Source organism: Phaeobacter sp. QD34_24 (assembly GCF_028890115.1).
In the GTDB taxonomy this organism is placed as follows: domain Bacteria; phylum Pseudomonadota; class Alphaproteobacteria; order Rhodobacterales; family Rhodobacteraceae; genus Phycobacter.
This window is the reverse complement of the sequence record NZ_JARCJD010000004.1, coordinates 21,245-37,263: the sequence shown is the minus strand read 5'-3', so window position 1 is coordinate 37,263 and position 16,019 is coordinate 21,245. Positions and strand designations below refer to the sequence as shown.

Sequence of the window (16,019 nt, the reverse complement as noted above, 5' to 3'; positions counted from 1 at the left end):
TTCGCGTCTCATAATGCTGTCTAGGGAGATAAGCTTGCCCGCCTGTCCCAATCCCCATGGTCTTTACGACTCTACGCTTGAACACAGCAATTGCGGTGTCGGATTCCTCACGCGCAAAGACGGAACACAGGTTCATGACGTCTTGCTGAAAGGCCATGAGGCGCTCTGTGCGGTGCCGCATCGGGGCGGCATGTCGTCCGAAGGCGTTGGCGATGGCGCCGGCGTGTCGGTGGACCTTTCTGTGGCCTTCTTTCGCAAGCTGACCGGAGTGGACCTGGAAAAAGGGCGCTTTGGCGTCGGGAATTTCTTCCTGCCTGCCGATCCGGCGCAGCATGACCGCGCCGCGCGGATCATCGAAACCACTCTCTCCGGGGCCGGGTTCCAGACCAAGACCCAGCGCAATATGCCGGTCAACAACGACGCGATCGGCCCGCGCGCCATCAAGTTGCAGTTGCCCATCGTGCAATGGGTCTTCACCGCGCCCGAAGGCATGGAACAAGCCGCCTTTGACCGGCGCATCCATTCCGCGCTCTTGGAGATCGAGGCCCAAGCCTATACCGATCCGGCGCTTGAAGGCTTCTATCCGCTGTCGCTTTCGGCGCGGATGCAGGTCTTCAAGGGCCGTCTCAATTCCTGGGAAATCATCCCGTATTTCCGCGATCTGAGCGACCCCGACCACGCGGTGCATACGCTCTACTTCCACACCCGGTTTTCGACCAATACCGATCCGCATCCGTCCATGGCGCAGCCGTTCCGGCTGATGGCGCATAATGGCGAGCTGAACACCGACAAGAAGAACCGCCTCTCCGAGGCCGCAATCGCGCTGGCGCGCAACACGGCCATCCTGCGCCCGAAGGGACAATCGGACAGCTGCCGTCTGGATCAGACCCTGAATGCCCGCGTCTATGGCGAAGGTCTCGATCTGGTCACCGCCGTGGTCGCGATGATGCCGCCGGCCTGGGAAAACGACTCCCGCATCAGCCCGCAGGTGCGGCAGATGCTGGAGTATTTCTCGCTTTCGGAAGAAAAGAACGACGGCCCCGCCGCGCTGGTCTTTGGTGATGGCACCATCATTGGCGCCCGTCTTGATCGCCTGGGCCTGCGCCCGATGCGCACGGTCGAAACAGATGCCTATCTCGCGGTGATGTCCGAGGCGGGGCAGATCGATTTCCCGCCCGAAACCGTGCTGCGCCGTGGCCGCGTCGAGGCGGGCGGAATGATCTATCTCGACCATGCCGAAGGCCGCATCTACGAGACCGAAGAGGCGCTGGAACGGCTGGCCAAGGCCAAGGATTACGCCCGCCTCCTCGCCGCGGCACAGGTCAATATCGATGATCTGCCCACATGCGAGGCAACGACCCCTGCGATGGCCGCCGCCCGCTACAACGGCGATCTTGAGCGCCCCGCGCGCTATGTCGGCTACACGCTCAACCAGGAAAGCTTCAAGTTCCTGATGGATCCGATGCTGCAAACCGGCGTCGAGAAGGTATCCGCGATGGGCTATGGCAACGCGATCAATGCCTTGAGCGACAATGAAGGCGGCGTTGCCAAATACTTCAGCCAGCGGTTCGCGCAGGTGACCAATCCGCCGCTGGACTCGATCCGTGAAGCGGATGGCATGACGCTGCGCGTCGCGCTTGGCGAAAAGCCGCATCTGGGACAAAGCCGCTCGCGGCAGATCGTGGTGAACTCGCCGGTTCTGCTGATGGGCGAAATGCTCAAGATCAAGGCGCAGGACGCGACCCCATGGGCGCGCTTTGACACGCTTTATGCGCCGGATTTCGCGGATGGGGCGGCCAATGAGGCGGCGCTGACCAAGGCCATCGACGCCATCGCCAATGAAGTGGTCGCCTTTGCGCGCGACCAGGGCGGTATCGCGATTCTGTCCGACCGTCATATCAGCCGCGCTCTGGCCCCGATGCCGATGACGCTTGCCGTCTCGGCGATCAACCAGCGGCTCATCGAGGAGGGGATGCGCTTCAAGGTCTCGCTGGTGGTGGAAAGCGGGCAGATCTGCTCGTCGCATCACATCGCCTGCGCGCTTGGGTTCGGGGCCTCTGCGGTTTACCCGCTCGCCGTGCGGATGCGCGCCGAAGAGCTTTATGGCCAGGAGGGAGCCCGCGCGGCCTATCTCAAGTTCCGGAAAGCGGCAGAAAAATCCCTGATGAAAACCATGGGCAAGGTGGGGCTCTGCACCGTCGAATCCTACTCGGGCGGGGAGTTCTTCGAACCCAACTTCCTGGACACCAACGATCCTGTATTCGCCAGATACCTGCCCAATATGAGAACCCCGGTCGGCGGCGTGTGCTTTGATGTGGTCGCCAAATCGGTGGCCGACTGGCATGAACGTGCCCTCAGCGTGACAAGCGACAAGGACATCCCCATCCTTGGCCTGTTCAAGGAACGCGCCGAGGGGGCGGGCCACTCCTATGGCACCACTGCCGTGCGTGGCTTTGTGGATCTCACCGAAGAAGCCATCACATTTGCCACGGACCAGGCGCGCGATCTGGATGGCGAAACCGACCCCTTCCGCCTGCTCACCCTGCGACAGATGGATGACGCCTTCGGCATCGACGACACCGGCTATGTGAACACCTCTTTCGAGAAGCTGTCCAAGGCGCAGATCGACGGGTTTCAGATCACGCCGGGCTATCGCTCCTTCTCGGCGACCATGGCCGAAGAACGCAACCGCCGCCCGGCCGCCTTGCGCGATGTGCTTGCCTTTCCGGCGGACATCACCTTCCTCGACACGGTGGCGGAGATGAAGCGCGAGATGATGCTCTTCAACCGCGCGGGCAACACTGACTTCGTTATTCGCGGCCTTGATGCCGAACCGCTCGACAAAAAACTGTTCCGGCTCCGCCTGACCGGACCCAAGGCGGGGGATCTTGGTCGCCTGGATGTGCTGGCGGAAACCCTGGTGGAGCGCTTCGGCAAGGATGTCGAAGGGCATTACATCACCAGGGGCGCGCTGCATGTCACGGTCAAGGGCATGGCGCTGGACTACGTATCCCGCCTGCGCCCTGCTGCAGACCGCATTGACCTGTCCGAGGTGCAACCGGCTTCGGACATCACGCCGCGCCTGGCCTCCGGCGCCATGTCGCACGGGGCGCTGGTCGCCTCTGCCCACGAGGCGGTGGCCCATGGCACCAATATGGTGGGCGGCATGTCCAACTCCGGTGAGGGCGGCGAGCACCTGTCGCGCTATGGCACGATCCGCGCCTCCCGCATCAAGCAGTTTGCCTCCGGGCGCTTTGGTGTCTGGGCCGGTTATCTGGCCGATCCCAACCTGGAAGAGATCGAAATCAAGATCGGACAGGGCGCCAAGCCCGGCGAAGGGGGGCAGCTTCCCGCTGCCAAGGTCACCGTCGAGATCGCCGCCGCACGGGGCGGCACCCCGGGGGTGGAGCTGATCAGCCCGCCGCCCCATCACGACACCTATTCGATCGAGGATCTGGGCCAGCTCATCCACGACGCCAAGGCCGCCCGGGTGCGCGTCATCGTCAAGCTGGTCTCCTCCGAGGGTATCGGCACCATCGCCGTCGGCGTCGCCAAGGCCGGGGCCGATGTGATCAATATCGCAGGCAATACCGGCGGCACCGGCGCTGCGGCTGTGACCTCTTTGAAATACACCGGCCGCGCCGCCGAAATCGGCATCGCCGAAGTCCACCAGGCGCTTTGTGCCAACGGGATCCGGCAAAAGGTCTTGCTGCGCTGCTCTGGCGCGATGCAGACCGGTTCGGATGTGGTGAAGGGCGCGCTGCTGGGCGGCGACAGTTTCGAATTCGGCACCACCGCGCTGATGATGCTGAAATGCGTGATGGCCAAGAATTGCAATGTCAAATGCCCCGCCGGCCTGACCACGAACCCCGAGGTGTTCGATGGCGATCCGCGCGCCCTGGCACAGTATCTGCTGAACATCGCCCATGAGGTGCGCGAAATCCTGGCCAGCCTGGGGCTGCGCTCCCTGGTCGAGGCAAGAGGCCGCTGCGACCTGCTGCACCTGCTCGATCATCCCTCTTCGGTCGGCCAGCTGGATCTGCGGGCGATGCTGACCCCTGTTCCCGAGATCAAGGTGGAGAACCCGATCTATCTGGAAAAGGATTTCTCGGTCGATGACGCCCTGCTGGAGCAGGTGAAATCCAGGCTGGTGGACAAGGGCGAGCGACAGATCAAGCTGCGCCCCAACGCGCCGCTGAACAACCGCAACAAGACCGTCGGCGGTCAGCTTGGCATCGATATCGAGCGCCTGCTGAACCATGACTTGACCGCGCTGCCCCCGGCCGCCTTCGAGGACAGTCGGGGCCGTCGCTATCTTGAACCGCGCGCGGTGCAGATCTTCACCAGCGGCTCAGCCGGGCAAAGCTACGGTGCCTTTTGCAATGACGGCATGGTCCTCGAACATACCGGCACCTGCAATGACGGCGTCGGCAAGGGCGCGTCCGGCGGCGAAATCATCGTGCGCAGCCCCGGCGGCGCCCAGGGGCGCGAGAATGTGCTGATCGGCAATTTCGCATTGTTCGGAGCAACAGGCGGGCGCACCTTCGTGGAAGGCCAGGCCGGGGACCGTTTCGCGGTGCGCAACTCCGGGGCCACCGCCGTGGTCGAAGGCGTCGGGGACTTCTGCGCCGAATATATGACCAATGGCGCGATCCTGAATATCGGCAGCTTTGCCAAGGGGTTTGGCAACGGCATGTCCGGAGGCTTTGCCTATCAATTCGATCCCGAAGGTCGTCTTCCCGAGCTGATGAGCGCCGATTCCGTGCTGTCCGGCACCCTCGCGGATGGCTCCGACCACGCGGCGATCCATGAAGGCGCGGTGCGCCAGATGCTGGCATGGCATGTCGAGGCGACCGGCTCCCGGCGGGGCAGCGACCTGCTCAAGGATTGGGACAATACCCGCCGACACATGGCCTGGATCATGCCCAAGGCCCTGCTGCAATATCAGGACGCCGATGCCATCCTCGCCGCCCGATCGCGCAAGGAACTGGTCGAGGAACTCTCCACCGCCCTCGCCGCGCATCAGATCACCGCGCTGAAGAACGCCTGGAAGAGGGGCCGCCCGGTGCAAAAGGGTGCGGTGCCGGACTATGGCGAGATGGACACCGAAGATATGGTCCGGCTTCTGGGCAGCTATATCGTGCTGGAGCAGGCGCAAAACCTTGCCGCCAGGCGGCTGCGCAGCGCCGACCGCCTTGCCCAAGACAAGACCGCCCGCAACCTCATTCTGACCGAGGATTTCGCGCTGATGGCGGCGCTTGCCAAACACGCCAAGGCGGCCATCGATGGCTATGACGATGCGGGCCTTGCGGCACTGGTGGCCAACAAACGCCTGAGCGATTTCAAACGCGCGCTCTCCCTGCGCAACATCCTCAGCATGGACAGCCCCGGCACCTATGCCTGGATCCTGCATCAAAGCGCCAAGAACCGCGCGGCACTGGGTGCCGTGCCCAGCTTTGACGCGCTCTTTGTCGAAAACGCGATCCCCGAGGTGATCGCCCGCACCGCGGCGGAATGACGGACATGACTGATATGAAAACCAAAGTTCCCTATATCCCCGAAGACGCGCCCTTCTCCGGCGAACAGAAGATCTGGCTTGGCGGCTTTCTCGCAGGTCTGCATTCCCGCCTTGCCGCTGGCGTGGGTGGGGCTGCCGCCGCCCCTGTCGGCCACGCGGCAGAGGTCAAATACCTCGACATTCTCTACGGCACGCAAACCGGCAATGCCGAGAGCCTTGCCGAGGAGGCCGCCACCCAGGCGCGCGCCAGGGGCTTCACCCCGCGGGTTGCCGAAATGGACGAGGTGACGATGGAGCATCTGGCAACGATGCAGACGCTGATCGTCGTGGTCTCCACCTATGGCGAGGGCGAGATGCCCGACAATGCGCATCAGTTCTGGGAGGCCCTGTCCGGGCCCACCGCCCCGCGCCTGGAAAGGCTCAGCTATGCTGTGCTGGCCCTGGGCGACACCTCCTATGATGCCTTCTGCCAGGCGGGCAAGCTGGTCGATACCCGGCTGGAGCAGCTGGGCGCCAGGCGCATTGGGCCGCGCATCGATTGCGATGTGGATTTCGAGGATGCCGCCGAAGCCTGGATCGCCGCAACCCTGCCCGATGCGGGCAGTATCAGCGCCGCAGCCCCTGCCGGGGACCCAGCGCCGCAGGCGGCGCCGAAAAAGGCCAAATCCGGCTGGGGTCGCAAAAACCCCTACCGCTCCACCATGCTGGACAATCGCCTGCTGTCGGGGCCGAAGTCCGCCAAGGAAATCCGCCATATCGCCTTTGATCTGGGTGACAGCGGCATGACCTATGAGGCCGGCGATGCGCTTGGCGTGATGCCGGTCAACGCCCCGGATCTGGTAGAGGCCTGGCTCACCCGTCTGGACGCAAGCGCCGAGACCGATATTGGCGGCACCGCGCTGGGCGATCTGCTGCGCACCGATCTGGAAATCATGACACCGTCGCGCGATCTCATCCGCGCGATTGAACCCCTGGCACGCCATGACGAGCTGAGCCATGTCGTCGGCACCGGGGACAAGGAGGCGCTTGAGGCCTTTCTGTGGGGCAAGGACGCGCTGGATCTGCTGAACCTCGCCCCTGATCTGAAGCTCGATCCGGCGGAGGTCACAAGCTGGCTGAAACCCTTGCAGCACCGCGCCTATTCCATCTCCTCCAGCCCAAAGGCCCACCAGGGCGAGGTGCATCTCACCGTTGCCGCCGTGCGCTGGATGGCCGAGAACCGCCCCCATGGCGGTGTCTGCTCCACCTTCCTTGCCGACCACGTGCCGCAAGGCGCAGAGGCGGGTATCTTCATGTCGCCCAACAAAAGCTTCCGGGTGCCAGAAGATGACAGCGCGCCGATGATCATGGTCGGTCCGGGCACCGGTATCGCGCCCTTCCGCGCCTTCCTGGAAGAGCGCCAGATGCGCGGGGCAAGCGGGGCGAACTGGCTGTTCTTTGGCGACCAGACCCGGACAAGCGACTTTATCTATGAGGATGAGATCAGCGCCTTCAGCGCCTCCGGCCTGCTCACACGTCTGGATCTCGCCTTCTCCCGCGATCAGGCCGAGAAGGTCTATGTGCAGCACCGCATGATCGAGAATGGCAAGGATCTTTTCGCCCAGCTGGAAGAGGGCGGGTCCTTCTATGTCTGCGGGGATGCCACGCGCATGGCCAAGGATGTCGACGCGGCCCTGCATTCGATCATCGAAACCCAAGGCGGCATGACGTCCAAGGCGGCAATCGACTATGTGAACCGCCTCAAGCGCGACAAGCGTTACGTCCGCGACGTGTACTGACACCGCAAAAGTGCCCATTTCAGGCACCCATATCAGGCAGCTGATCGGCCCCGGGCCTGCACCGGATTGGCTCGATCACTGTGCATGTCCGGCCCGCTGCACGGCTTTGTGCTGAATTTTCAACCATTGCGGGACCTGACCTTGATTGGGGTCAAATCCGCAACGCGGGAATCAGGGTAACCTTGTCATAATACCCAGGTCCGGGCGGCTTTGATCGATACGCCGGGCGCCTGTTTCTCGACATGCCACCCACGCAAATCCCAAAGGTATTCCCATGGCCAAGACACAAACCGCCCCCAAATCCGCCAATGCACTGGAAGGCCCAGCTCAGGCCCTGCTATCGCTTAGCCCGCTGGCCGGTCCCCAGCTTCACCAGTTCTGGGAGGTCCAGGAAAAGCTGCTGAAAGAGACCGAAGCCTTCACCAAACACTGGTTCGAGCGGCGCCACACGGCGGCGCGCACGGCGCTACAGGCCACCGCCGCGATTTTTGAGAAAAGCCCCGGCGATCCCGCCGCCGCCGCGAAGGTGTTGCGCGATTGGCAGATGCAATCCGCCGAACGGGTGAGCGCGGACATCCAGGAATGGATCGACCTCTGTACCCGCAGCGCCGAACATGTCGCCTCGGGCGAGGCGGTGGCAAACAAGGAAACCATGGACGCGGTTTCCGAAACCATCAAGGATGCAGGTCATCGCCACTCGACCCCGGTGTAATCCGCAACAGCATGATCCGCGACGGGGCTGACGCACAAAGGACGCAGACAGCCACGTGACGGAGACGGAAATGACACAAGCCACGGGCGCTGCGCCCCACGGTCTGCCCACCGGCCTGCCACATGGCCTGCCGGTGGCAGATGTTGTTGCGGCGCTGACCTCGGATCCGGCACGGGGTCTTGCTGCGGCGGAGGTCGAAGCCCGGCGCGCGCGTCACGGGATGAACCGTCTGCGCGCGCAAAAACCGCATAGCGCATGGGGACTGCTGGCGCATCAGTTCCGCAGCATCATCATCTGGCTGCTGGCGGCGGCATCGGTGCTGTCCTTTGCCTTTGGCGATCTGGCCGAAGGTTTCGCGATCCTTGTCGTCATTCTGTTCAACGGCGCCATCGGGTTCTTCACCGAGCTGCGCGCCGTGCGCTCGATGGAGGCCTTGCTGCGCATTGCCGAGGTGCAGACCCTGGTGCGCCGCGACGGCCATGTGCAGCGCATCGATGCCCGCGCGTTGGTGCCGGGCGATATCGTGATCCTGGATGCGGGCGATGTGATTACCGCCGATCTGCGCCTGCTGAAGGCCTCCAACCTGCAAAGCGACGAATCTATTCTGACCGGGGAATCCCTGCCGGTCGCCAAGGGCACCGATGCGCTGCCACCGAAAACCGATGTCGCCGACCGCAGCAACATGGTCTTCAAGGGCACCGCCATCACCCAGGGCGCCGGAGAGGGGATCGTGACCGCCACCGGCATGGAGACCGAGATCGGCCGGATCAGCGCCCTGACCGAAGAAGCCCAGGCCGAAGTCTCTCCGCTGGAACGGCGGCTTGACCGGCTGGGGCACCGGCTGGTCTGGCTGACGCTGGGCCTTGCGGTGCTGATGGTGGTGGCGGGCGTGCTGCGCGGCCATGCGCTCATCGACATGATCCGCACCGGTACGGCACTGGCGGTGGCCGCCGTCCCCGAAGGCCTGCCCATCGTCGCCACCCTGTGCCTGGCGCGTGGCATGTGGCGGATGGCGGCGCGCAATGCGGTGATCACCCGGCTGTCCTCGGTCGAGACCCTGGGCGCGACGACCCTGATCCTGACCGACAAGACCGGTACGCTGACCGAAAACAAGATGGCGGCGGTGCGCTATCTTCTGGCCGGGGGTGATCTGCGCCTGGAAGGCGGCGGAACCGCCCCGCAAGGGGATCCACGCTTTGACCTCGCCCTGCGCATCGGCGCCCTGTGCAACAACGCCGAACTCGCCCATGGCGATGGGGCAGCCGAGGCCAGTGGCGAGCCGATGGAGATTGCCCTCTTGCGGCTTGCAAGCTCTCAAGGGGTTGCCCGGCAAGAGCTGTCGCACAGCCTGCCCGATGTGGCCCAGCACGCCTTTGACCCCGACCGGCAGATGATGGCCACCGTGCACGCGGACGGGCCTGATTTCTTCTACGCGGTAAAGGGCGCGCCCGAAGCGGTACTGGCGATCTGCGATCACGCATATGGTCAGGGCGGGCCGGTGCCGCTGGATGCCACCGCCCGCCAGGACTGGGAGGCCCGGCAAGGGGCCGCCGCGCGCGAAGGCCTGCGGCTGCTGGCTCTGGCCTGCAAAAGTGCCGACAGGGCCGATACCGATCCCTATTCGGGTCTCACCCTGGTGGGGTTGGTCTGCTTCCTTGATCCCCTGCGCGCCGATGTCCCCGCTGCGATCCGCGCTAGTCTGGACGCAGGCGTGCGGGTGGCGATGATCACCGGAGACCATGCCGCCACGGCTGAGACCATCGCCCGCCAGGCCGGGCTGGAAGAGGGCGGATTGCATGTCATCGAAGGCAAGGAACTGCGCGATCTCGATCCCGAGACCGCAGATCCCGCCCTGCGCGACCGGGTGCTGGCGGCAGATGTCTTTGCCCGCGTGGCACCCGAAACCAAGCTGAGCCTCGTCCGCCTGTTCCAGAAGGCTGGCCATGTGGTCGCCATGACCGGAGACGGGGTGAACGATGCCCCAGCCCTGAAGAAATCCGACATCGGCATCGCCATGGGGCAGCGCGGCACCCAGGTCGCGCGCGAGGCCGCCGATGTGGTGCTGAAGGACGACGCCTTTGGCACTCTGATCGATGCCATGTGGCAGGGGCGGGTGATCTTCGACAATATCCGCAAGTTCGTGGTCTACCTGATGTCCTGCAATGTCAGCGAGGTGCTGGTGGTCGGCATCGCCGTCGGCGCAGGCCTGCCCGCGCCGCTGTTGCCACTGCAGATCCTGTTCCTGAACTTGGTGACGGATGTTTTCCCCGCCTTCGCGCTGGGGCTGGGCAAGGGCGACCATGGCGTGATGGCCCGCCCGCCCCGCGACCCCTCCGAACCCATCGCGGGCCAACCCGAATGGACCTGGATCGGGGTGTTGAGCCTGTTGATCACCCTGGCCACCCTCTCGGCCTTTGTGCTGTCACTGTTCTGGCTGCAACTGGAAGAGGCGCAATCGGTCACCGTCGCCTTCCTGACACTGGCGCTGGCGCAGCTGTGGAATGTCTTCAATGTGCGCAGCACGGAGGGGAGGCTGTTGGCAAATGAGGTCACCGGCAACCCCTATGTCTGGGCAGCACTGGCCCTGTGTTCGGCCCTGATCGCATCTGCGCTATGGTTCCCTGCGCTGGCCGGTCTGCTGCGCCTGCCGGACCCCGGGCCCGCCGGGCTTGCCCTTTCTGTCGCCCTCAGCCTGCTGCCCTTGCTGATCGGGCAGACCCTGCTGCTTACGCGCAAGACCGATAGAGACTAGGTGCAGGATCAATTGGTCCTGAGCCTAGGAGAGATGCTCGGCAAGATAGTCGACCATATGGTCGAAACTGTCCATCGCGCCATAATCCGCCTCGGGCATCTCAAGCGCAAACCGCTTGCCCAGCGCGGTGACCAGATTCAGGAAATCGATGGAATCGATATCGAACTCATCGCGCAGTTCCGCGCTGCGGTCGATCTCGTCCAGCGGAATATCCGGGGCGATCCGGACCAGTTCTTCGCCAAGGGCCTTTGCGATGTCGTCACGTGTCATAGGGTTTCGGGCTCCTGCAAAAATCGGTCGATGGCGCGCAGGAACAGCGCGCCGCGATGGCCGTCGCTGACGCGGTGGTCGGCGGCCAAGGTGAGGGTTGCGATCTGGTGCGGCAGCACCTTGCCGTCCACCACCCAGGGGCGCAGAGCGGGCGTGCCGATGCCGACAATGGCCACCTGCGGCGGGTAGATCACGCCAAACAGCCCGTCGATCCCGCGATCGCCAAGGCTCGTCAGGGTGATGGTGGCATCCGACAGCTCCCGCGCCTTGAAGCGGCCCGCGCGCACCCTGGCGATCAGGTCGCGCATCTGCGCCATCAGGGTGTCGCGCTCTTGCGCTGCCACGTCGAACAGCGCCGGCGCCACCAGCCCGCCGCCGCGCAGGGCGATGGCCAGGCCGATATGAGCGGCCTCCGCCGGGGTAAATATGTCCTTCTCGAAATGCCCGTTGAACTCGGGATATTTCTTCAAGGCCCGCGCCATGGCCCGCAGGTAGAAGACCGGCTGCAAAAGGCGGTCTTCGGGCGCGCGACCGGCGTTCGTTTCCGCGATGAACTCAGTCAGTGCGGTCAGATCCACCTGATGGGTCAGATAGAAATGCGGGATCTCGCGCTTGGAGCGCGACATGGAAGCCGAAATCGCCTGCCGCATGGCGCTGAGACCCGTCTGTGACTCGGGCCTATCGCCCGCCTTGAGATGCGCCGCCACATCGCCGTGCCGGATCGGCTGGCCGGACATCACCGGGATCGTGCCAAGGTCCACGCCCTTCTCAGCCGCCAATCGCCGTGCCGCCGGGGAAGCCGCCACACGCGTGCCGCCGGAGACAGGTCTGGGGGCGGGCGCTGGTTCGGGCGCCTGTTCCACCACTTGCGGCGTAGGCTCTGGCTGCGGTGGAGCGGCCTGCTCCGCTTCCTCTTCCCCGGTATCGATCCGCGCCAGCGGCGTGCCCACGGGAACCCGCTCGCCAATCGCCACCAGCCATTCGGTGACTGTACCGGCCGCGTAACATTCGATCTCGATCGCACCCTTCTGGGTTTCCACCACCGCGATGATATCGCCGCGCGCAACCGATTGACCGGGGGCGATCACCTGCTCCATCAGCGTACCCGCCTCCATATCCGCACCCAGCGAGGGCATGAGAAACGCGCTCATGGCGCCTCCCCCATCACGCGGCGGGCGGTCGTGATAATCTCGGCCACCTGCGGGATCGCGGCCTGCTCCAGATGGGCGGCATAGGGGATCGGCACCTCGGCGCTGCAGACGCGCGCCAGGGGAGCATCGAGATCCCAGAAGGCTTCTTCGGCCAGGAGCATGCCGATCTCGGCCGCGAGGCTGCCAGTCTTCCAGCCCTCGTCCACCATCACCGCGCGGCGGGTCTTGCGCACCGAAGCCAGGATCGTCTCACTGTCCAGCGGCCGCAGGGAGCGCAGGTCGATCACCTCGGCATTGATCCCCTCCTGCGCCAATGCCTCGGCAGCCTCCAGCGTCTTGAACAGGGAGCCGCCATAGGTGATCAGCGAGATATCGGTGCCGTCCCGCCGCACGACGGCGTGGTCGATATCCACCGCTCCGGCGTTCTCGGCCAGCTCGCCTTCGCGATTGTAAAGCATGACATTCTCGAAGATCAGCACCGGGTCCGGGTCCTCCAGCGCGGTCCAGAGCATGCCCCGCGCATCCTCCAGCGTGGCGGGCGCCAGCACCCGCAGCCCTGGAATATGGGCGTACCAGCCTTCCAGCGAATGCGAATGCTGCGCCGCCAGCTGGCGGCCCGCACCGGTGGCCATGCGGATCACCACGGGCACACCGAACTGGTTGTTCGACATGTGGCGGAAGGTGGCGGCGGTGTTGAGGATCTGGTCCAAGGCGAGCAGCGAGAAGTTGACCGTCATCACCTCGACGATGGGGCGCATCCCGGCCATCGCGGCGCCAATTCCGGCGCCGGTGAAACCGGATTCAGACAGCGGCGTGTCGCGGATGCGATCCCCGCCGAACTGATCAAGCAAGCCTTTGGAGACCGCATAGCAGCCGCCATAACGCCCGACGTCCTCTCCCATCAAGAAGACGCGTGGGTCACGGCTCATCGCATCCACGATGCCTGTGCGCACCGCCTCGCGGTAGGTGGTGGTCACCATGGTGCCGGGAGGTGCGACTTCGGGCGGCGCAGGCCGATCCGGCGCCATCACATAGCGGGTGAGATCCCCGACAGGTTCATCCCTGCCCCCTTCGGCAAAGGCGACGGCCTCGGCAATCTCGGCATCCACCTCGGCTATGATCTCCGCGATCTCTCCGGCGTGCAGCAGGTTATTGTCTTCGGCCCAGGTCTGAAACCGGACAATCGGCCCCTTGGCGCGCCAACCCTCGACCTCTTCCTTGGGGCGATAAAGCTGGGCATCGAACATGGCGTGGGCGCGGAATCGGTAGGTGCGGCATTCCAGGAACTGCGGCTTGCCGGTCTCGGCAATGACTGTCAGCGCCTTTCGCGCCGCGCCTTCGACCGCCACGATATCCATGCCGTCCACCACGTGGGCGTCGATGCCATAGCTGGCCGCCTTGGCATGGATGTCAATCTCGGATTCCGAGCGTTCCAGCGCCGTGCCCATGGCGTAGCCGTTGTTTTCGCAGACAAACAGCACCGGCAGATCCCAAAGCGCCGCCAGGTTCAGGCTCTCGTGGAACTCGCCTTCCGCCACGGCGCCCTCGCCAAAGAAACAGGCGGTGACGGCGCCTGTGCCCTGCATCCGATCCGCCAGCGCCAGCCCCGCAGCCAGAGGCAGACCGCCCCCGACAATGGCATTGCCGCCATAGAAATTGTGATCGCGGCTGAACAGATGCATCGATCCACCCCGCCCCCCGGCGCAGCCCTCCGCCTTGCCGTACATTTCCGCCAGGACGCTGCCCATGGGGATGCCGCGCATCAAGGCGTGGCCGTGTTCGCGGTAGGTGGCCACCACCCGGTCCTGCTCCGCGAGCAAGGGGATGATACCCGCCGCGATTGCCTCCTCCCCGTCATAAAGATGCAGGAAACCGCGGATCTTTTCGCGGGTGTACATCTCGGCGCAGGTGTCCTCAAAGCGCCGGATGCGGATCATCGCCTTCAGAAGATCGCGCAGATGCGCGTGATCGAGACGGGGTTTCACATGATCGATGCTCATGACTCGTCGCTTTCCAGGGTGGAGATATCGCCCTCGGGCAGGCCCAACTCGCGCGCCTTCAGGAGGCGGCGCATGATCTTGCCGCTGCGGGTCTTGGGCAGGTTCTGGCGAAAGGCGATATCTTTCGGGGCCACCGCCGGTCCCAGATGTTTGCGGGCATGACCCAGAAGATCGAGCCGCAGATCCTCGGACGGCTCATACCCCGGTTTCAGCGCCACATAGGCCTTGACCAGCTCACCGGCGGTCTCATCGGGAATGCCGATGACGCCCACCTCGGCCACGGCGGGATGCTCCATCAGGGCGCTTTCCACCTCGAAGGGACCAATCAGGTGGCCTGCGCTTTTGATCAGGTCATCGGCGCGGCCCACGAACCAGAAATAGCCATCAGCATCGCGCATGGCGAGATCGCCGGTCAGATACCAGCCATCGCGGAAACATTTGTCGTATCGCGCCTGTTCATGCAGGTAGCCGCGCATCATCGAGGGCCAGCCCGCCCGCAGCGCCAGCTCTCCCATGGCACCGGGTTCCGTCACCTCGCGCAGGGCGCCGCTGTCCCCGTCCATTTCGACAATCCCGGCAGTGATCCCCGGCAGCGGCTGCCCCATGGAGCCGGGCTTCACATCCGCCGCGGCGTAGTTCGCGATCATGATGCCGCCGGTTTCGGTCTGCCACCAATTGTCGTGGAAGGGCTGGCCGAAACTCGCGTTACCCCAGATCACCGCTTCGGGATTCAGGGGCTCGCCGACGCTGGCCATGAAGCGCAGGGCAGAGAAATCATACCCCTGCATCGCCTCGGTTCCCGCCTTCATCAGCATGCGGATGGCGGTCGGGGCCGTGTACCAGACGGTGACGCGCTCGTTTTGCAGGATGTCATACCAGCGGGTTACATCGAATTCCGCCTCGTCCACGATCATCGAGGTCCGGTTGGTGAGCGGCGCCACGATCCCGTAGGAGGTACCAGTGACCCAGCCCGGATCGGCGGTGCACCAGTAGATGTCCCCCGCCCGCAGATCCAGCGCGATATGGCCGGTCCAGTTATGGGCGACAACGGCGTCATGCACATGCACGACCCCCTTGGGTTTCCCGGTGGTGCCAGAGGTGAAATGCAGCAGCGCGGTCTCTTCGGGGTCCATCGGTTCGGTTTTGAAATGATCCGGGGCAACGCGCATCAGATCCGCCAATGGCAGCGTATTCTCGGCGGCGTCATCGATGACGAAGACCTGGCGCAGATCCGGCAAATCCGGGCGCAGCCCCTTGACCTTGCGTTTGTAAAGCCGCGCGCTGGTGACCAGAGCATTGGCCCCGCCGATCTCCATCCGCGCCCGGATCGGCTCGGGGCCGAAGGCCGAGAACAGCGGACAGAAGGTGCAACCTGCCTTCAGCGTGCCAAGGGCCGCGATATAAAGCTGCGGCACCCGCCCCAACAGCGCATAGACCCGATCACCCTTCTGAAAGCCCTGCGCGCGCAGTACATTGGCAAAGCGATTGGCCTCGCGCTGCAGGTCGCCATAGGTGAAGTCATGCCGCTGCCCGGACTTTGTGATCCAGCGCAGCGCAAGTTGATCTGCATAGCCTGCACTGACATGGCGGTCCACGGCCTCATGGGCGATGTTCATCTTGCCACCGGGCAGCCCATCGATCAGCGCCCGCCCCTGCTGCCACGAAAAGGCAGCACTCAGGGCGTCATAATCGGTCATGTTGGAGACGATCCTGACACCGTCCGATTTGGTGATCCGGGTCTCTTCCATAGGTACTCCCCCTGGTTCCACCGTAGCGAGCATAGGTGGAAAATCCACAGCCGCAGATGACCAAGATCAAGGCGCAGCCGGTTTCCCCGA

8 protein-coding genes are annotated in these 16,019 nt (G+C 64.3%); 4 read left to right on the top strand and 4 right to left on the bottom strand.

The features are described from left to right. Window positions 1–13: 13 nt before the first annotated feature. From PXK07_RS04075 to PXK07_RS04060, 4 genes are all read left to right on the top strand, one after another. The gene (locus PXK07_RS04075) at window positions 14–5,518 is read left to right on the top strand and encodes a glutamate synthase-related protein (protein WP_274846918.1); all 5,505 of its coding nucleotides are present in this window, start codon (window positions 14–16) and stop codon (window positions 5,516–5,518) included. A gap of 5 nt (window positions 5,519–5,523) precedes the next feature. Further along, complete coding sequence (locus tag PXK07_RS04070; protein WP_274846917.1) at window positions 5,524–7,296, top strand: diflavin oxidoreductase; 1,773 nt, start codon at window positions 5,524–5,526, stop codon at window positions 7,294–7,296. Window positions 7,297–7,570: 274 nt separating this feature from the next. After that, window positions 7,571–8,008, top strand: a complete 438-nt coding sequence (locus PXK07_RS04065) for a hypothetical protein (RefSeq protein ID WP_274846916.1) — start codon at window positions 7,571–7,573, stop codon at window positions 8,006–8,008. Window positions 8,009–8,078: 70 nt separating this feature from the next. After that, the gene (locus PXK07_RS04060) at window positions 8,079–10,760 is read left to right on the top strand and encodes a cation-translocating P-type ATPase (protein WP_274846915.1); all 2,682 of its coding nucleotides are present in this window, start codon (window positions 8,079–8,081) and stop codon (window positions 10,758–10,760) included. A gap of 24 nt (window positions 10,761–10,784) precedes the next feature. Here PXK07_RS04060 and PXK07_RS04055 read toward each other — a convergent pair whose 3' ends face one another. The 4 genes from PXK07_RS04055 to acsA are packed head-to-tail and all read right to left on the bottom strand — an operon-like array spanning window position 10,785 to window position 15,929. Next, the gene (locus PXK07_RS04055) at window positions 10,785–11,030 is read right to left on the bottom strand and encodes an acyl carrier protein (RefSeq protein ID WP_274846914.1); all 246 of its coding nucleotides are present in this window, start codon (window positions 11,028–11,030) and stop codon (window positions 10,785–10,787) included. Further along, a complete protein-coding gene (locus PXK07_RS04050) occupies window positions 11,027–12,181 on the bottom strand; it encodes a dihydrolipoamide acetyltransferase family protein (RefSeq protein ID WP_274846913.1) in 1,155 nt (384 codons plus the stop codon). The genes PXK07_RS04055 and PXK07_RS04050 overlap by 4 nt, the downstream gene beginning before the upstream one ends. Further along, window positions 12,178–14,181 (bottom strand): pyruvate dehydrogenase (acetyl-transferring) E1 component subunit alpha, encoded by a 2,004-nt coding sequence (gene pdhA, locus PXK07_RS04045; RefSeq protein ID WP_274846912.1) that lies wholly within the window; start codon window positions 14,179–14,181, stop codon window positions 12,178–12,180. The genes PXK07_RS04050 and pdhA overlap by 4 nt, the downstream gene beginning before the upstream one ends. Further along, on the bottom strand, window positions 14,178–15,929 hold the full coding sequence (gene acsA / locus PXK07_RS04040) for an acetate--CoA ligase (RefSeq protein WP_274846911.1): 1,752 nt from the start codon (window positions 15,927–15,929) through the stop codon (window positions 14,178–14,180). The genes pdhA and acsA overlap by 4 nt, the downstream gene beginning before the upstream one ends. Window positions 15,930–16,019 lie beyond the last annotated feature (90 nt).

Coding starts and splice junctions, on each gene's coding strand:
- acsA (WP_274846911.1), bottom strand. CDS start 15,929: ATGGAAGAGACCCGGATCACCAAATCGGACGGTGTCAGGATCGTCTCC.
- PXK07_RS04070 (WP_274846917.1), top strand. CDS start 5,524: ATGACTGATATGAAAACCAAAGTTCCCTATATCCCCGAAGACGCGCCC.
- pdhA (WP_274846912.1), bottom strand. CDS start 14,181: ATGAGCATCGATCATGTGAAACCCCGTCTCGATCACGCGCATCTGCGC.
- PXK07_RS04050 (WP_274846913.1), bottom strand. CDS start 12,181: ATGAGCGCGTTTCTCATGCCCTCGCTGGGTGCGGATATGGAGGCGGGT.
- PXK07_RS04065 (WP_274846916.1), top strand. CDS start 7,571: ATGGCCAAGACACAAACCGCCCCCAAATCCGCCAATGCACTGGAAGGC.
- PXK07_RS04055 (WP_274846914.1), bottom strand. CDS start 11,030: ATGACACGTGACGACATCGCAAAGGCCCTTGGCGAAGAACTGGTCCGG.
- PXK07_RS04060 (WP_274846915.1), top strand. CDS start 8,079: ATGACACAAGCCACGGGCGCTGCGCCCCACGGTCTGCCCACCGGCCTG.
- PXK07_RS04075 (WP_274846918.1), top strand. CDS start 14: ATGCTGTCTAGGGAGATAAGCTTGCCCGCCTGTCCCAATCCCCATGGT.